Annotated in this window: 13 protein-coding genes; 5 read left to right on the top strand and 8 right to left on the bottom strand. The window is 65.1% G+C overall.

The features are described 5' to 3' along the window. Window positions 1–102 precede the first annotated feature (102 nt). Window positions 103–480 (top strand): DUF7532 family protein, encoded by a 378-nt coding sequence (locus C495_RS09505; protein WP_008162304.1) that lies wholly within the window; start codon window positions 103–105, stop codon window positions 478–480. Window positions 481–532: 52 nt separating this feature from the next. Beyond that, a complete protein-coding gene (locus C495_RS09500) occupies window positions 533–1,963 on the top strand; it encodes a DUF402 domain-containing protein (RefSeq protein ID WP_008162302.1) in 1,431 nt (476 codons plus the stop codon). Here C495_RS09500 and C495_RS09495 read toward each other — a convergent pair whose 3' ends face one another. The 3 genes from C495_RS09495 to C495_RS09490 form a co-directional block, all read right to left on the bottom strand. Beyond that, on the bottom strand, window positions 1,964–2,422 hold the full coding sequence (locus tag C495_RS09495; protein WP_008162301.1) for an NUDIX hydrolase: 459 nt from the start codon (window positions 2,420–2,422) through the stop codon (window positions 1,964–1,966). A gap of 130 nt (window positions 2,423–2,552) precedes the next feature. Continuing rightward, on the bottom strand, window positions 2,553–2,702 hold the full coding sequence (locus C495_RS18620; RefSeq protein WP_008162298.1) for a DUF7560 family zinc ribbon protein: 150 nt from the start codon (window positions 2,700–2,702) through the stop codon (window positions 2,553–2,555). A 163-nt stretch (window positions 2,703–2,865) separates the two neighbouring features. Beyond that, window positions 2,866–3,933: an aldo/keto reductase gene (locus C495_RS09490; RefSeq protein WP_008162297.1), complete on the bottom strand. Its 1,068-nt coding sequence runs from the start codon at window positions 3,931–3,933 to the stop codon at window positions 2,866–2,868. A gap of 203 nt (window positions 3,934–4,136) precedes the next feature. Here C495_RS09490 and C495_RS09485 point away from each other — a divergent pair, with 203 nt between their 5' ends. Next, entirely contained in the window at window positions 4,137–4,412 is a 276-nt protein-coding gene (locus C495_RS09485; protein ID WP_008162295.1) for a hypothetical protein, read from the top strand. A 55-nt stretch (window positions 4,413–4,467) separates the two neighbouring features. Here the strand turns inward: C495_RS09485 and C495_RS09480 are convergent, their stop codons facing one another. The 4 genes from C495_RS09480 to C495_RS09460 all read right to left on the bottom strand — a co-directional run bounded on the left by C495_RS09480 (window position 4,468) and on the right by C495_RS09460 (window position 9,912). After that, window positions 4,468–5,214: a hypothetical protein gene (locus C495_RS09480; protein WP_008162294.1), complete on the bottom strand. Its 747-nt coding sequence runs from the start codon at window positions 5,212–5,214 to the stop codon at window positions 4,468–4,470. Window positions 5,215–5,629: 415 nt separating this feature from the next. Then, the gene (gene folP / locus C495_RS09470) at window positions 5,630–8,140 is read right to left on the bottom strand and encodes a dihydropteroate synthase (RefSeq protein WP_008162290.1); all 2,511 of its coding nucleotides are present in this window, start codon (window positions 8,138–8,140) and stop codon (window positions 5,630–5,632) included. Between the two features lie 112 nt (window positions 8,141–8,252). After that, window positions 8,253–9,122 carry a hypothetical protein gene (locus tag C495_RS09465; protein WP_008162289.1) on the bottom strand — a complete coding sequence of 290 codons (870 nt, stop codon included), beginning with the start codon at window positions 9,120–9,122 and terminating at the stop codon, window positions 8,253–8,255. A gap of 1 nt (window position 9,123) precedes the next feature. Beyond that, window positions 9,124–9,912: an ABC transporter ATP-binding protein gene (locus C495_RS09460; RefSeq protein WP_008162287.1), complete on the bottom strand. Its 789-nt coding sequence runs from the start codon at window positions 9,910–9,912 to the stop codon at window positions 9,124–9,126. A gap of 225 nt (window positions 9,913–10,137) precedes the next feature. Here C495_RS09460 and C495_RS09455 point away from each other — a divergent pair, with 225 nt between their 5' ends. Continuing rightward, complete coding sequence (locus tag C495_RS09455) at window positions 10,138–11,799, top strand: hypothetical protein (protein WP_008162285.1); 1,662 nt, start codon at window positions 10,138–10,140, stop codon at window positions 11,797–11,799. Between the two features lie 112 nt (window positions 11,800–11,911). Here C495_RS09455 and carB read toward each other — a convergent pair whose 3' ends face one another. Then, a complete protein-coding gene (gene carB, locus C495_RS09450) occupies window positions 11,912–15,088 on the bottom strand; it encodes a carbamoyl-phosphate synthase large subunit (RefSeq protein ID WP_049890244.1) in 3,177 nt (1,058 codons plus the stop codon). A 276-nt stretch (window positions 15,089–15,364) separates the two neighbouring features. Here carB and C495_RS09445 point away from each other — a divergent pair, with 276 nt between their 5' ends. Next, window positions 15,365–17,254: a hybrid sensor histidine kinase/response regulator gene (locus tag C495_RS09445; protein WP_008162281.1), complete on the top strand. Its 1,890-nt coding sequence runs from the start codon at window positions 15,365–15,367 to the stop codon at window positions 17,252–17,254. Window positions 17,255–17,269 lie beyond the last annotated feature (15 nt).

Raw genomic sequence — 17,269 nt, 5'->3', positions numbered from 1 at the left:
AAGCCGTGCCGGTAAGCGTTCGGCGCGAACGCGGCGAGACAGTCGCCGTCCAATCGACGCGGACTCGGAATCCACAAAGGCCCACCGTCCTAACTGCCAGGTATGCACTTCGATCAGCGAACCCAGCAGGCGCTTCGCGACGTCGGCCTCGAGACCGACGACTTGCAGGCCGCCTCGACCGCCATCGCCGAGGCCGTCGAGGACGATGCATCGACACTCGAGGCGTTTTTCGAGACCCACGACACCGTCTACTCGGATATGGACATGGCGCATTCGGCCGCCGAGTTCCCCGAGCACACGGTCGACCATCTCGATCTGACGACCCACGCCGCCGAGATGCGGGGCTGGCTCCGGTTTGACTCGTGGGGGGTGTACGTCGAAGACGGGCGCGTACTGCCGGACGACACCGTCGAACTGACACTCGGGCCAACGATCAACGACCGCGTACGGTTTGCACCCGACCGCGAGAGTCTGCAGTGATCGCCATGAGCGACCGCCAGACAGCCGACAGCGCCGTGACGGAGGAAGTCCGATGACGACGGCTCGAGTGCGCGGGATCTACACCACGGCGATCACACACCGACTCGGCGAGAACGGCCTCGAGATCGTCCAAGCGTCCGAGCCGATTCGGGAGCGCTTCGACGACTCGTTCGACACGGCCCCAGCCGATGTCGCCATCGAGACGACACGCGACAGACAGGGTGTCGAGATTTCGGGCGTGCCGGAGACGGTCGAACGGATCGCTGACGACCTCGAGTCGCTCGCGGTCGATACGTTCCGCTGGGCGTCGCCTGTCCCACGGGGGGCAGTGTTCGACGCCGAGGTGCTCGACGCTAGCGGTGGGAGTGGTGCCGTCGTCGACCTCGGCGAGGGCCGCCGGGGCTATCTCAACTACGACGACGTCGACGGCTACGTCGACGAGGGCAATCGCTACCGAGTGCAGGTCGCCGAGCCCACGCCGCCGTGGTCAGACGACGAGCCACGGGTCGTCCCCACACTGACGATTCAGAGCGGTCTCTGTACGCTGTCACAGGATCGGACCGGCGTCTCGGCAGCGCTGCGTGGCGACCGAGCCGACGAGCTCGTCGGCATGACCGACCTCCTCTCGGTCGACATCCTGGAGGGGTGGGGGCTTCGCTGGCAGCAGGCCGCCGCCGATGCCGACCTCGAGGCGATGGGGACGGCCGTCGAGCAGGTCGTAAACCGAGCGCGAGCGCTCGAGTCGACACTCGCAGACGCCCCCGAAGCGGGCGGTAAGCCAGCGCTGCGTGCGACACCGCGGGAAACGACATGGTGTTGGTTCGGTCGTGAGACCCGATTTGCACTGGACGAACTTCGCCGCGCAGTTGAGACGACGATGCCGGGCCACCATCGAACCAAGGCCGCCGACCGAGGCGCAAGCGCGGCGGTCGACTTCGCAGAGGCCGTCTGCGAGTCGACCGGGATGGGTGGCGGTGACGAGTTCCCCTTCGGGGCCGTCAGTCGACAGTTCGGGCCGATGATGGGTGATCGGCTCGCGATCGACCACGGCAAGCCCGACGGGCGACTGTTCACGCTGGGCCGCGGCGATGTGACCGACTGGGACAGCGACGGCTCGCTCACCCTCGAGCGCCGGATGCGCGGCGGGGGTAGCTACGACGCTCTCGGCGTTCCAAAGGAAGACGGCGACGTCGCCGTGACGAAGTTCCGCGAGGGTCGATGGTGGTATCCGACGACGTACAAAGACGCACAGGGGAACGCGAAAGGGACCTACGTCAACGTCTGTACGCCAGTCGAACTGTTCCCGAACGCTGCACGCTACGTCGACCTCCACGTCGACGTGATCAAGCAGACGGACGGCACGGTCGAAATCGTCGACGCGGACGAACTCGAGGCCGCAGTCGATGCGGGCCACATCTCGGAGCCGTTAGCGGAGAAAGCGATGAGTGTCGCCGACGCCGTCGAGCGCGCGCTCTCGAACTGATCAGTCGGAGACCGTGGCGGTGTCTTCGGGGAGAGAGACGTTCGGGAGCAGGTGGACGTAATCGTCGAGTTCGAGTGCGAACTCCTGTGCCGTCGTTGGCTGCACCCAGTGGCAATCGAACTCGGAGCCGTGCTCGTCGCCGCCATCCAAGACGGTGTGGCTCCACTGATCGCGAGGCTCGTGGACCGTTGCATGAAAGAAGTGGCGAACGTATCGCTTCGGCGGCGACTCCCGGCGCGTCCAGACGTCCGTCGTGAGATGTGTCACCGAGTTCAGCGTTCCGAGACCGGTCTCCTCGATGACTTCCCTGAACAGCGCTTCGCGCGGTGATTCCCCTGACTCGAGGGTGCCTTTGGGGATCTGGAGGCCGTCGTGACCCGGCCCATCGAAGACGAGTAGTTCGCCCGTTTGGCGTGTAATGTACGCACACGCCTTCTGGACGTACGTGACAGTATCCATGATACGACAACACACTGCCCCGACACATAAAAGGATGCCACCCAATCCTTTAGATCGGATCGCCGCGCCGATCAGTCGGCACCGACGGCTGTCGTCTCGTCCGCGGCGGGCGTCTCGCCGGGTGCACCGGTCACGCACTCGACGAATCCACAACGAAGTGGGTGCTGGCCACTGGACCGCCACAGACGGGACAACCGCTTGACAGCGTGGCCTCACGCATCGGATCGGTCACCGTGAAATCTTGACAGCAGTCCGGGCAGGTGAACTGATAGGTTTGCATGATCGTGTCCCCTCTACCTAGAACGACGCCTGCTTCGTGGAAAGGAGTACCACCCCGATATAGAGGGAACCTGTCGAGTGGAACGCGGTGGCGTCGCCGTCGCGCCGTCTGCATCCGAGACGGCCACCAATGCCGTCTCGAGCGCCGGTCTCGAGGCCGCCGATCAGTCGGCGGCGAGTTTGTCGAGGCCGGCAGATTCGATGTCTTCGCCGCCGACCGACGAGCGAAGGGCGTCCATCCCATCGTCGCGGTCGATGTCGAAGTTGTTTGCGTACAGTTCCTCGACGCGCGCCAGCTCCTCGTCGGAGAGTTTCGGCACGTCGCTTGCGGCCGCCCACTCGTCGATGTCGGCTTTCGTGCGGAACGTCGGCGTCACACAGGCGACGGGGTCGTGGCTGAGCAGCCACGCGATCGAGGCCTGGCCCATCGTGCGCGCCCCATCGCGCTCTTCCGCGCGCTCCAAGAAGCGCAGTTGCTCGAGTTTCTCCCAGCCCGTCTCGTACCACTCGTCGGGACGGAAGCCGCGGTGGTCACCCTCACCAAGTTCGGTCTCGGGGGTGACCTGCTCGTTCAGAATGCCCGAGGAGTGAGGGACGCGAGGGATCAGGCTCGTCGACGAGCCTGTCTTCTCGATCGTCTCGAGGAAGTGGTTGCCGACCTCCTGTTCCAGAACGTTCCAGACGAGTTGGACGGAGTCAAACTCTTTTTCGATCGCGAGGTCGCCTTCGGCGAGCCAGCCAATCGAGGGGCCAAGTGCCAGTCCCGTGGCGTCGATTACGCCCTCCTCCTCGAGTTCGTCGAGCAGTTCGAGCACGTCGGGGGTGATCTCCTCGACGTTGGCGTTGTGCAGTTGGAGCACGTCGACCGACTCGAGGTCGAGTCGCTCTAAGCTCTTCTCGACGGCCTCGCGGAGATACTCGGGGTCCATCTCCTTTGGCAACTCGCCGTGGCCGGCCTGTGGATTGTTGTAGAAGTCGTAGCCGACCTTGGTGGCGATCGTCACCTCGTCGCGGACATCAGCCAGCGCCTGCCCGAGCAGTTCCTCGCTGCGGCCGTGGCCGTAGACGTCGCCCGTGTCGAAGTAGGTGATGCCTTGCTCGACGGCGTACTGGACCATCTCGATGGCGTCGTCTTCCGAGCGGTCGCCCCACCAGTCGGTGCCGACGACCCACGCGCCGAAGCCGACTTCACTGACCTCGACGTCGGAGTCGCCGAGTTGCTGATATTGCATGGCTAGTGCTTGGGAGCGAGGGGACTTATTGCGTGCGGAAGCAGTCGCAGCCGCCGGCGGTACCACCCGAATACGTTCGATCAGTGTCGGGCGAACCGGTTGGTCCGGCCGCCTCGAGCGCGCTCGTTCGACCCCCCAGCTACGCGTGTCGGTCTCGAGTGCCAATTCGAACGGTTCATGGCCGCGGGCCGACAACTGTCGGTATGTCCGACGAGCGCTCTCGAGGCCGCGGGCGTGCGCTTCTCACACAGACACTCGTGTTCGTCGCCGTGTTGCTCTTCGTGCTCGTACTCGTCGCGCTGTTCGTCGTGGGCCAGTCAGCGTCAGCGATCCCACTCGAGGCGATTCCCCAGCGTGTCAGCGTCAGGACGGTCGTCCTCGGCGCAGTGCTCGTCGTCGGTGCGATCGCGCTCCCGGCGTACCTGCTCGCTGGCTGGCAGTCGGCCCAGCGAGATGCGACTCGAGACCACCAGCAGTAGCCGACAGACCGAGACGAGCCACGTTCAGCCGGAATAAGTTCGGGACGTGGCTCGACTACTGTCCGTCGTCATCGGATTCGTCTCGAGACTCCGCTGCCGTTTCGCTGTCCTCGTCCGGTTCGACTTTCATGTCCGAGGCGTCTTCGTCGGGCGACTCCTCGGGTTCGATCGCATCGGTCTGTGTCGGCTGGGCCTGTTCGGGATCGGGTCCCGTCGCCTCGCTTACCTCCTCGGCCATCGCCGAGTCGGAGACGTCGATCTCGACCGACTCGTCGTCAGTGTCGCGGCGAGGGTCGTCAGCCCCGTTCACGTCCGGTTTCGATCGCGGTTCCGCCTGTTCCGTATCGTCAGTGAATTCGATCCGTGACCGTTCGTCGCTGTCGCGCTCGTCGCCGAGCTGTGCCGAGTCGTCGATCTCGCCGCCGGCGTCGATCTGAGATTCCCGACCGGAATCGAGACGCTTGGCAGCGGCGTGTGCCTGATCGGAAACCTCCTTACCATCAGTCCCGCCGTCGATCTCGTCCAGTGTCGGCTCGAACGTCGACGAGTCGCTCGAGGCGCGATTTCTGAGGGCGTAGCCGAGCAGCCCAGCGCCGACGATCCCTTTCGGAATCGCCCGGAGCTGGCCCCGTCCGAGCGATCGAAGGGCCGAAAGCAACACGACGCCGCCGCCGAGCAACGGCACCACCTCGCGTTTGAGGTCGCCGGTGGAGATCGACAGTGCTGTGTCTATCGGGCTCGGTGTCTCGAGGTCGTCCATCGGGACGTCCGCTTCCAGATCGTGGTCGTGTTCATCAGCCATTGAATGAGCCTCCGCGCACGCTGCGCTTTCGGAGTGTACTGGCGCCACACGGTTGAAGGTTGGACCGGCACCTGAACGCCGAGGTAGCCTCGTCGACTATCGTCGCCACTGACCGTCACTGCACACCGTATCGCACGACGGGAGCGCGGGTCGGAGCGTGCACGGGTCGGAGCGTGCGCAGGTCGAAGCGAACGACGTGAGCGAGACCCGCGGAAACGCGAACGGGGAGGAACGACCCGTGAGCGAACGACGTGAGCGAGAACCGCGAACTGGCGAGCGGGNCGACGTGAGCGAGACCCGCGGAAACGCGAACGGGGAGGAACGACCCGTGAGCGAACGACGTGAGCGAGAACCGCGAACTGGCGAGCGGGGGACGACGTGACCCGTGCGCTGTGCGATGCGTGTGTCAATCGGTTCAGTTGGTACGATCCCACTCGAACCGGTCCGGATCGCGAGCTGCCAGTGCCGTCCGGACGGCGGCGACGTTCTCGGGAACGTCGTGGACGCGAACGATGTCGGCCCCGCGGTCGGCCGCGATCGCACTCGCCGCAACGGTCGACTCGAGTCGGTCGCCAGCCTCGCGGCCGACGTGCTCGAACATCGACTTGTGGGAGTGACCGATGAGCACTGGACAGCCAAGGGCGTGGAACTCGTCGGCGCGGCCGAGCAGTTCGAAGCTCTCGCGGGCGGATTTGCCGAAGCCGATGCCGGGGTCGACGACGATCTTCTCGCGGTCGACGCCGGCTTTCTCGGCGAGCAGGATTCGTTCGGCGAGGTGGTCGATCGCGTCCTCGACGACGTCGTCGTAGTCGACCTCGCGGTCCGGGACAACGATCGAGTCGATGCTGTGCATCACGACCAGTCCCGCGTCGTGCTCGGCGACGACAAAGCGCATCTCGGGGTCCTCGAGGCCCGAAACGTCGTTGACGATGTCGGCACCGGCCGCAAGGGCGGCGTCGGCGACGGCGGCTTTGCGGGTGTCGATCGAGATGTGGACGTCGAGGTCTGCGATCCGTTCGATGACGGGCGTGACGCGGTCGATCTCGTCTTCGACCGGGACGGGATCGGCACCGGGACGGGTCGACTCGCCGCCGACGTCGATCACGTCGACGCCAGCCTCGACCATCGCCTCGGCGCGGGAAACGGCGTCCTCGAGCGCGTCGTACTCGCCGCCGTCGTGGAAGCTGTCGGGCGTGACGTTGAGAATGCCCATCACGGCCGTGCGATCATCCCACGGATACTGTGGACCGGCTGTGTCGGCTGCCGGCTCTGACGCGCTCGAGTCGAGCCCGAGGGTCTCACGAAGGTCGCGGGCGACATCGGCCAGCCCGCCTGCATTGGCGTCGACCGCAGACGGCTCCGACTCGAGCGTGTCGACGAGCCGTTCGAACTGCGAGAGGGTGGCCATCAACACGGCGTCGACGGCCTCGTCGTCTTGCTCGAGGCCGGAAAGCGCACACTCGCCGCCAAGGCGCAACAGCTCCTGTTTGACGGTCGTCGCCTGCGTCGGGCCGAGCGTCGTCTTGACTACGCGGTGGACGGCGTCACCCCGAAGCCGGCGGCTGCCAGCACCGGGGACGTTCGCCGTCGTGAACGCCTCGCTGGCGTCCTCGCGGTTTCGAATCCGCTTGGGGACGCCGGTGCTCGTCCAGCGCGAGCGCGCTTCGGCGACGGCGAACAGCGAGCCGGTGACGAGGATGCAGTCGTCGCTGTCGGCCTCCTCGAGAGCGGTCTCGAGGGCGTCCGGGACGGCCGCGCTCGTACGAACGTCGTCGACGCCGGCCTCGGTAAACACCGTCTCGAGGACGGCAGGGTCTTCAGCGCGCTGGAGCGTTGGCTCCGTCGCGATCACCGAATCGGGCGTCGGCAGCGCGGCGGCCATCTCGCGGTGGGCTTTGTCGTGCATGGCCCCGAAGACGAGCGAGAGGTCGTCGTAGTCGTAGGTTCCGAGCGTTTCCGCGAGACCCGCACACGCACCGGGGTTGTGTGCGCCATCGAGGACGACGAGTGGCTCCGTGTCCATCACCTCGAACCGGCCCGGCCAGTGGGCGTTTCGCAGCCCGCGGGCCAGCTCCGCATCCGAAATGTCGGTGAGCTGGCGGGCGAGTGTGGCCGCGATGCCGGCGTTCTCGGCCTGGTGCGTACCCAGGAGGGGAATCCGCGTCTCGAGCACGCAGTCGTCGGTCTCAACCGTGACGGCCGCCTCAGTGTGGTTGACTCGGCCGTCGTAGCTGACTCTGACGTCCGTAGGCGGCGCGTCCGACCCGGCTGTCCGTGAGCCGACGGTGACGACATCCCCGGCCACGTCTCGAATCGCCTCGAGCGCGTCGCCTTTGACGCCGGTGACGAGCGACCTGTCGGCAGGGGCGACGTGGGCTTTGTCGTGGGCGATTTCGGCCTCCGTGTCGCCGAGAATCCCTGTGTGTTCTAACGTGACGCTCGTCACGGCGCTTGCGACCGGGTTGACGACGCTCGTCGCGTCGTACTTCCCGCCGATACCGACCTCGAGGACGGCGACGTCGACGTCCTCGCGGCCGAAGTGCCAGATCGCCAGCGCCGTCATCGTCTCGAAGAAGGTGGGCGAATCGCCGTCGGCACCGCGGCCCGTGATGTACTCGCGGGCGGCCTCGACGTACTCACAGACCGCTGACCGTGGGATCTTGCGGCCGTCGACGCGGACCCGTTCGCGCAGATCCTCGAGATGTGGCGAGGTGTACAGTCCGACCGAAAGCCCGGCTTCGCGGAGGCTCTGCTCGAGCATCCGCGCCGTGCTCCCCTTCCCGTTCGACCCAGCGATCTGGACGAACTCGACGTCTTCGTGGGGGTTCTCGAGGTGGGCGAGCAGCCGCGATGTCGACTCCGTCCCCGGTTTCGGGCGGAACCGCCGCAGATCGAATAAAAAGTCCGCGGCCTCGTGATACTCCATATCTGACCCAGAGAGTCCGCGCGCTTAGGGGTGTCGGACTCGCCGCTGGTCGGCGTCTCGACGGCGGTGTGGGCAACACACAGCGATTACGACGGAGCGTGGAGACCGAATGTCAGCCGCCGAGATGGCGGGTTCTGTTGACGAGGTAGCCCACCGACAGGAACCAGAGCGTACCGAGAAAGCTGTAGCTGGCGTATCCGGGCGGGTACGATACCCCGCGAACGACCCCCAGCAAATAGACGGCCACAGCGACGCCGATCGGGCTGCCAACGTATAGCCACACGCTCGGGAGCCAGTCAGTCGCGCGGCTCCGGGGTGTGGTTGCGTCGATGAACAACCCCACGAGAGCCACGATCGAAAGCGGGACCAGAACGAACAGGCCCGCGACCATGAGACCGACTTCGAGACCGCTGTCGGGGCGCACCCCGAGGGCGTAGTACAACACGACCGGGGCAGCGAGTGCGTAGACGGCGACGACCAGCCACCACCTCGAGTCGGCGACGGCTGTCTCACCGGCATCCGCAGATTCCACCACTCGGTGTTCGCTGTCGACGCGCGTCCGCACCCAGTCAGCGAACGCCGCACTGACCATCGTGACCAGTACGCTGATCCCACCGCCGAGTATGATGGCACCCGGCATGACGGCGACGGCAACGACGGTCTGCCTCGAGGACAGCGTTCCGATCGACGCGAGCGTGTTGGCGGTGAAGATGAAAGCCGTCGCACTCGAGCCGATGAGACCGGTCCAGAACCCGGCGCGACGACTCTCAGTCGCTCGATCGTGATACAGGGAGCCGACGAACAACCCGGCCAGTAGCAGGGGAATCCCCGAGATGGAGCCGCCGATGACGACGCCGTCGCCACTCGACACCGATCCCCACGAGAGGGCGATCGTGAACGGAATCGAAGCGAGACCGACGAGGATCGCAATCCGCAGCGAGTCGTCGGTCAGGCCGTCGCGGAGCGAAGACAGCCACGACATGCTACTCCATCGACGGCTCCCCTGAATGGCCCACTTCGCCGTCGGGCGTCTCCTGAGTCACCTCGAGGAACGCGTCCTCGAGACTCCGAGCCTCGCCGGTTTCGGCGCGAGATTTCAGCGTTTCGGGGTCACCTTGCGCGACCAGTTCGCCCGCTCGGAGGACGCCGATCTCGTCGGCCAGTTCGTCGACGACGGGGAGGATGTGCGTCGAGAGGAAGATGGTCATCTCCTGATCGGCGAGGTCGGCGATCGTCTCCCGCATCGTCCGGGCCGCACGGGGATCGAGTCCGCTCGTCGGTTCGTCGAGGAAGGCGACGGCGGGTTCGTGCAAGACCGCCTGAATGACGCCGACTTTCTGGCGCATCCCCTTCGAGTAGCCCTCGATCCGTCTGTTGGCGTCCTCGAACAGATCGAAGCGCTCGAGCAGCGAGTCGATGCGCTCGCTCGCCTCGGCTTCGGGGAGGTCCCGCAGGCCGGCGGCGTACTCGAGTTGTTCGCGGCCGGTGAGTTCGTCGTAGATCGGCGGTTCCTCGGGGAGATAGCCGATGTGGGGTGTGACGGACTCGCGGTCGGCGATCGAGTGGCCGGCGACGCGGGCCGTCCCCGAGGTGGGTCTGGTGAGCGTCGTCAGCATCCGCATCGTCGTCGTCTTGCCCGCGCCGTTGGGGCCGAGAAAGCCGTAGACGGTGCCGCGCTCGACGGTCATCGTCAGGTCGGAGACGGCCGTCGTCTCCCCGTAGCGTTTCGTGAGGGCGTCGGTTTCGATGGCGGGGGTCCCAGCAGGGCTCATACCCGTTTTGTTTCGTCGCGATCTGTATAAACGTACACATGTTTCGGCCGGCTGGCGGTCGGACACGGACTCGAGCACGTGTGAACTGTGCCGGTCCGTCCGCGACGGCCGAGATTGGTTGCTGGAAACGAATGACAAAAAGCGAACTATTTACTGAATGCGGAACGCGCTCCCGACTATGGTCCTCCACACGACCCACGAGCGACGAGTTGGCGGTGGTCGCTGATGTTCCGTGTTCCCCGCACCGTTGCCAGCACGGAGGTTCGGCGAACGATACGAGCGGTCTCGACAGAGCGGACGAAACTGCTGTTGATGGCGCTGCTCGCACTGTTCATGATCGGGCCGGTCACGGTCGTCGGTGGCTATCTCCTCCCCAGTCTGGGCGCAGAGTTCGCCGGGGAGACGCCCCCTGCAGACACGGCGATGGTGACTGGCATTCTTACGGGCGGTGTCGCCGTCGGCTGGCTGTTTCTGGTGTTTATGGCTGCCATCCGTGCGTTCACGGCCACCGCAAAGGTCGATAAGCCGGCGTTTCTGCTCACCTCGACGACGGTTCGAAATACGGTTATCGGCGTCGTCGGTGCCGAAATCGTGCTATTTTCACTCTGGGTTATGCCACCAACGCTGGTGCTTTCGAGTGCGTTTGCCTCCGGGGCGGGAACGGTGCTTCCGGTTCCGCTCGCGGTGCTCGTCGTCGCGCTCGCGCTCGCGAGCGCCGTGCCCGTTGGCTTCGTGGTCGGCATCTGTGCCAAGCATCTGGTTACCGTCTACGAGCCGATCGCTCGCTACCGGACGGTTCTGTTCGTCGGCTTCTGGGCGCTTTACTTCGGTGCGCTCGCGACCGGCCGGTTCGATCTGGTCATGAGCCAACTGTTTACCACGCTACAGGACAGCCCACTCGGCTGGCCCGGCCACCTTCTGGTGGCTGGACTCCCACACATCCCCGCCTCGAGGCCACTCGCACTCGGTGCAGTCGTCGGTACGGTCGTCGTCGGCACCGCTGCCGTCGCCGTCGGCATCGCCGTCGCGCGGGTCCACTGGTTCGCCGATCCGGCGCGGTTCGAGGACGCCACCGAATCAGCGGCGACCGACTCCTCGAGTCGGCTCGCGGGCGTGCTCTCCCGTGGCCTGCCACGGCCAGTTCAGACGGTAACCGTCACGGCGATCCGCCGAACCAGACGCGCCCCGATCCGGCTGGCGTACGTGGGCTACCCGCTGTTCGGCGCGATCGGATTCGTCCAGAGCATCATCCAGAGCGGCACGGTTCCTGAACACGTCGCCGTCATCCTCTCGCTGTACGTCGTCTGGGCCGCCGGCGCGCTGTTCACGTTGAACCCTCTCGGCGACCTCGGGCGGGCGCTTCCCGCGGTTGTCACCTCGACGCTCACCGGCCGCCAAGCCATCACCGGGCTGGTGGTCGCTGGAATGGTCGTTGCCGCCCCCATCGCACTGGTCGTCTCGCTCGTGTTGGGTGTCGTCAGTCCGCTCTCGCTCGAGCAGACCGCCGTCTTGGTCGGCGGCACGATCGTCGCCAGTGCCGTCACACCGGCGCTGGCGACTGGGATCGGCACGGCAGCGCCCCGATTTGGCAGCGTCAACGTCACGAACAACCGCGAAGCGGTGATGCCGAGCAAGACCGCCTTCATCCTCTACTCGGTCGCGATCATCCTGCCGACGGCCGCCGCAGTCGTCCTGTATACCGATTCTGCCACACTGCTCGCCAGCCTGATCACGTCGATCTCCGCGATGGCACCCGTCCCCGACGTCTCGGTTTCAGCCCGCGGGCTCACGCTCACCGCTTGGACCGTCTTGGGAATCGGCGTGCTCGCACCACTGGTATCGTACTTCTACGCCATCGAGCGATTCGACTGGTACACACTCGAGTGAGGCGAGGAACGTCGATCTCGAAGTAGCGCTCTCGAATCAGTGTTCGAAAAAGAGTCGATTCAATCCGCCGGGATTGAGCAAACCACAAGGGGTTGCGATGTTCGGCGAGTCGTTACTCCGACTTGCCCCACTTCGCGGCCTGCTTCGGACGATCTGTCACGGAGGCGACCTCGAGGTCGCCGTCGAACTCGTCGAGCGCTTCGACGTAGGCCTCGGCGCTCGCTACCGTCGACAGGTACGGAATCTCCTCTTCGACAGCCATCTCGAGCGACTCGCGGTCGCGGCTGACGACGAAGTCGACCTTGCTCTCGCGGATCGCCTGTGGCACGTCGTCGAACTCCGCGACGTCGAAGTGGTTCTCGAAGCCGTCGACGTCCAGATCGACCACCGCGGTGCCCTCGCTGACGGCGTTTCCGGCCGCCTGCTGGGATTTCCAGTAGGCCGTGCCGAACTCGCTTGCGGTGCCCATCACTTCGCCCGTCGATTTCATCTCTGGGCCGAGACGTGGGTCCGATCCTGGCAGACGGTCGAACGGGAGGACGACCTCTTTGATCGAGGTGTGGTCAGGGATCTGCTCGTCGATCTCGAGACTCGAGAGGGTCTCGCCGGCCATCACCTGGGCGGCGAGTTTGGCGATCGGGACGCCAGTTGCCTTCGAGACGAACGGGACGGTACGCGAGGACCGTGGGTTGGCCTCGAGGACGTACACTTCGCCGTCTTTGACGGCCAGCTGGACGTTCATCAGGCCTTTCGTCTTCAGCGCCTCGGCGATGTCTTCGGTGACTTCGCGAACGCGATCTAAGGTCTCTTCGTCGAGCGAGCGCGGCGGGATCATACACGCCGAGTCGCCGGAGTGGACGCCGGCGGTCTCGATGTGTTCCATGATGCCGCCGATGAGGATCGTGCGGCCGTCGGAGACGGCGTCGACGTCGAGTTCGATCGCGTCCTCGAGGAAGTCGTCGACGAGGATCGGCTTGTCCGGGCTGACGCGGACGGCTTCCTCGATGTAGGTCTCGAGTTCGTCGTCGCTGTAGACGACGTCCATCGCACGGCCACCGAGCACGTAGGACGGGCGGACGAGGACAGGGTAGCCGATGTCGTGGGCGAGGTCGAGCGCTTCCTCCTTGGAGACTGCCGTGCCACCCTCGGGCTGGGCGATTCCCAGTTCGTCCATCAGCGCGTTGAAGCGGTCACGGTCCTCCGCTAAGTCCATCGCTTCGACGGAGGTGCCCATGACCTCACAGTTGAGGCCGCGGCGTTCGATCTCGTCCTGGAGCGGTTCGCCGATGTTGACGGAGGTCTGGCCGCCGAACTGGACCATCACGCCGTCGGCGTCGATGGCTTCGGCGACGTCGGCGACCTCTTCGGCCGTGATCGGCTCGAAGAAGAGGCCGTCGGAGGTGTCGTAGTCCGTCGAGACGGTTTCGGGGTTGTTGTTGACGACGTGGGCGTCGATGCCGAGTTCACGCAGGGCACGGACGGCGTGAACCGAACAGTAGTCGAACTCGACTCCCTGTCCGATACGGATCGGGCCGCCGCCGACGACGATCACGCTCTCGATGTCACGGTCGACCTCGAGTTCGCCCGAGGCGGCGTCGCCGACGAGCGGGCCGGCCTCGAACTCGTTTTTGCGTGCGGAGTAGTAGTACGGCGTCTCGGCCTTGAACTCGCCGGCACAGGTGTCGACCTGTTTGTAGGTGCGGCCGGGGACGTCCTGTTCGACGGTGTCGACGTCGGTGCCCGCGGCGGCGGCGATGGTGGCGTTGGTCTGGCCAACGATTGCGGCCTCGGTGAAGTCACCAGCCTGCGCGGCACGCGTCGAGTCGGCGATGTTCTTGTAGCGTTCGGTGTACCACTCGAAGATACCCGTCAGGTCGACGACCTCGTCGACCGTGTAGCCGCGTTCGAAGGCCTCGAACATGGCGTACGGGCGGTCGGGCGAGGGGCGCTCGAGGTAGTGGGCCTCGAGTTCGTCGTCGGAGACTTCGTCCCAGTCGACGTCGGGCTCGTACTCCGAGGAACGGAGGGCTTTGAGCAGGGATTCCTCGAAGGTGCGGCCGATTGCCATCGCCTCGCCGGTCGACTTCATGGCCGTGGTCAGCTCGAAGTCGACGTCGTCGAACTTGTCCTTGGGCCATCGTGGGACCTTGGTCACGACGTAGTCGATTGCGGGCTCGAAGGCGGCGGTGGTCTCGCCGGTGATCTCGTTTTCGATCTCGTGAAGGCGCTTGCCGAGGGCGACCTTTGCGGTCACACGGGCGATCGGGTAGCCGGTCGCCTTCGAGGCGAGCGCGGAGGAACGAGAGACACGAGGGTTGACCTCGACGACGCGGTACTCGCCGCCGGGCGTGCCGTCGTCGCGCCAGGCGAACTGGATGTTACAGCCGCCCTGAATCCCGAGTTCACGGATGACGTCGAGGGCTGCGGTACGCATCTCCTGGTGGCCCTCGTCGGGGACCAGCTGGGAGGGGGTGACGACCGTCGACTCCCCAGTGTGGATGCCCATCGGGTCGATGTTCTCCATGTTACAGATGATGATACAGGAGTCGTCGGCGTCGCGCATGACCTCGTACTCGTACTCGACCCAGCCGGCGATCGACTCGGTGATGAGCACTTCGCTGTTACGCGAGAGGCGCAGTCCCTTGCGGACACGCTCTAGGAGTTCGTCCATCTCCTCGACGACGCCCGAACCCGAGCCGCCGAGCGTGTACGTCGTTCGGGAGATTACCGGGAGGCCGCCGACTTCGTCGACGGCGTCCTCGACGCGCCCGCGAACGTCCTCGTCGCTGAGTTCGGTGACAGACTCGCCTTCCTCGAGCGAGATCGTCGTCGACCGGGGCACTGGCTGTCCGATCTTCTCCATACGCTGGCGGAACAGATCGCGGTCTTCGGTCGCGTAGATCGTGTCCAGCGGCGTTCCCATGATCTCGACGTCGTGTTCCTCCAGGACGCCCTCTTCGGCGAGTCCAGCCGTGACGTTCAGTCCAGTCTGGCCACCGAGGCCGGCGATGACGCCGTCTGGCTGCTCTTTGCGGATGATCTCGGCGATGGCATCGGTCGTGATCGGCTCGATGTAGACCTCGTCGGCCATCTCCGGATCGGTCATGATCGTCGCAGGGTTCGAGTTGACGAGCACGACACGAGCGCCCTCCTCCTGAAGCGCCCGACAGGCCTGCGCGCCGGAGTAGTCGAACTCGGCTGCCTGTCCGATCTGGATCGGTCCACTGCCGATCAACAGGATCGTGCGTCCGTCACCTGTGTCGCCCTCGCTGTGCTGGTCCGTGCTCATTTGCTTGTTCATCCGAAGTTCGCACATCGTAATAAGCCCCACGATACAGTACGAATCTCGAAATGGCTTTTCGAAATTCGAACTGCAGTCGCGGCCGACCCGTCAGCGCGGACGACTGGCACTCTCAGCCGATCCACAGGGAGTATACGCGGTCGCTCTCGCAGGACACGAGACGACCCCGGCCGAGTAGCCAGTCGAGGTATGGGTATTTCGACCCTCGGTATCAGTGATCAAGAACCCAATCTATATTTCCATACTGGTGAGTGTGATATACGCATGACAATACCGGGCGGATCGTCGCGCGAGAACGCCCAGCAGAACACCATCCACGTGTTGTGGGTGGGCCCCACGCCGGACGGTACAGCCCGAGCAACGGGCCTCGAGCGCGCGAACGACCGATTCGAAACGAGCACGGTCGCCTCCGCGGACGCGGGTCTCGAGTCGCTCACGAAGCGACCAGTCGACTGTATCGTCTCTGTGTACGAGCTTCCCGAGACTGATGGCCTCGAGTTGTTACGCCGGGTCCGCGCGCGCGACGAGACGATTCCATTCGTGCTGTTTCCCGAAAACGGGTCCGAAGCACTCGCCAGCGATGCCATGGCTGCCGGGGTCACGGACTACGTCCTGCGAGACGAGCGGACCGGTCAGTGTTCCGTGTTGGCCGATCGAATCATCAGCGCCGTCGAAACGACACGCATCCGTCGCCAGCGAAAGCGCCAGTTTCAGGCGGTCGAGACCGCACAGGAAGGGATCAGTATCCTCGACTCGTCGGGGCGGTTTACCTACGTCAATCGGTCGTACGCCGACTGTTTCGGCTACGACCCCGACGCGCTGATCGGCGAACACTGGGAGATCCTGTACGAGGACGACGAGGCCACGTTCGTTACCGAAGAACTGCTCCCGATGGTGATGGAGTCGGGGAGCTGGCGCGGCGAGTCGGTCTGTGTCCGTGCGGATGAACGACCGATCGTCGTCGATCACACGCTTTCGCGGACCGAACACGACGATCTCATCTGTACCGTTCGCGACATCACCGACCGCAAGGCACGCGAACGCGAACTCGAGCGCTACGAGACGATCCTCGAGGCGATCCCCGACGAGGTGTACGTCCTCGATGCCGACGGCGTCTTCACGAACGTGATCCCGCCGACCGACGCGGACCTGACGACGACGGGCTATCAGCCCGACGAACTGATCGGCGAACACGTCTCGCTCGTCCTCGACGACGAGGACATCGCCGCGGGTGAGCGGGAGATCCGACGCCTGTTGAAACGCGATGACCACAAGAAGGCCTCGTTCGAACTGGATCTCCACACCAAAGACGGGAACCAGTTCCCGAACGAAAACCACATCGCGTTGCTCCCACAGGACGAAGACGGCACGTTTCGGGGAACCGTCGGCGTCCTCCGTGATATCACCGAGCGCAAGACGCGTGAACGGACACTGAAACGACAGAACGCCCGCCTCGAGTCGTTCGCGAGTATCGTCTCACACGACCTTCGAAACCCGCTGAACGTCGCACAGGGCAAACTCGAGTTGGCTCGCGAGCAGGCCGACAGCGACCACCTCGGGGCGGTCGAGGCGGCCCACGAGCGCATGCAGCGCCTGATCGAGGACATCCTGCTGGTCGCACGCGAAGACCGGCCGGTCACCGAGCCCGAACCGATCGCCCTCGCGCCGGTCGTACGGTCGTGTTGGAACCACGTCGAGACCGACACCGCGAACCTCGAGGTTACCACCGACAGCGTCGTCTACGGCGATCGATCGAGGCTCAAACGTCTCCTCGAGAACCTGATCCGAAACAGTGTCGAGCATGGCTCGACACGCCCTGACTCACACGCTCGTCAGAACAGTGTCGAGCACGGATCGACAGCACCCGCAGGACGGTCCCGACGGGACGACAGGCCAACCGACGACACGACAGCTGTCACCGTCACGGTCGGCACACTCCCGTCCGGGTTTTACGTCGCAGACGACGGCCCGGGAATCCCGCCCGACGAGCGCGATTCAGTGTTCGAAACCGGCTACTCGAGAGCCGGTGGAACCGGTTTCGGACTCGCGATTGTCGAACGGATCGCCGACGCCCACGGGTGGTCGGTGACCGTCACAGAGAGCGAGGCCGGCGGTGCGCGATTCGAGTTCCGCGGCGTCGAAACAGACGGGTGACAGCGACTCGAGGCC

The sequence above is a fragment of the Natronorubrum sulfidifaciens JCM 14089 genome (assembly GCF_000337735.1).
GTDB classification, from domain to species: Archaea; Halobacteriota; Halobacteria; order Halobacteriales; family Natrialbaceae; genus Natronorubrum; species Natronorubrum sulfidifaciens.
The sequence above is the reverse complement of the archived record's forward strand: the minus strand, read 5'-3'. Positions and strand labels throughout refer to the sequence as shown.

Excerpts from the sequence above, each read along its gene's own strand:
- C495_RS09505 (WP_008162304.1), top strand. The coding sequence starts at position 103 with ATGCACTTCGATCAGCGAACCCAGCAGGCGCTTCGCGACGTCGGCCTC.
- C495_RS09500 (WP_008162302.1), top strand. The coding sequence starts at position 533 with ATGACGACGGCTCGAGTGCGCGGGATCTACACCACGGCGATCACACAC.
- C495_RS09495 (WP_008162301.1), bottom strand. The coding sequence starts at position 2,422 with ATGGATACTGTCACGTACGTCCAGAAGGCGTGTGCGTACATTACACGC.
- C495_RS18620 (WP_008162298.1), bottom strand. The coding sequence starts at position 2,702 with ATGCAAACCTATCAGTTCACCTGCCCGGACTGCTGTCAAGATTTCACG.
- C495_RS09490 (WP_008162297.1), bottom strand. The coding sequence starts at position 3,933 with ATGCAATATCAGCAACTCGGCGACTCCGACGTCGAGGTCAGTGAAGTC.
- C495_RS09485 (WP_008162295.1), top strand. The coding sequence starts at position 4,137 with ATGTCCGACGAGCGCTCTCGAGGCCGCGGGCGTGCGCTTCTCACACAG.
- C495_RS09480 (WP_008162294.1), bottom strand. The coding sequence starts at position 5,214 with ATGGCTGATGAACACGACCACGATCTGGAAGCGGACGTCCCGATGGAC.
- folP (WP_008162290.1), bottom strand. The coding sequence starts at position 8,140 with ATGGAGTATCACGAGGCCGCGGACTTTTTATTCGATCTGCGGCGGTTC.
- C495_RS09465 (WP_008162289.1), bottom strand. The coding sequence starts at position 9,122 with ATGTCGTGGCTGTCTTCGCTCCGCGACGGCCTGACCGACGACTCGCTG.
- C495_RS09460 (WP_008162287.1), bottom strand. The coding sequence starts at position 9,912 with ATGAGCCCTGCTGGGACCCCCGCCATCGAAACCGACGCCCTCACGAAA.
- C495_RS09455 (WP_008162285.1), top strand. The coding sequence starts at position 10,138 with ATGTTCCGTGTTCCCCGCACCGTTGCCAGCACGGAGGTTCGGCGAACG.
- carB (WP_049890244.1), bottom strand. The coding sequence starts at position 15,088 with ATGAGCACGGACCAGCACAGCGAGGGCGACACAGGTGACGGACGCACG.
- C495_RS09445 (WP_008162281.1), top strand. The coding sequence starts at position 15,365 with ATGACAATACCGGGCGGATCGTCGCGCGAGAACGCCCAGCAGAACACC.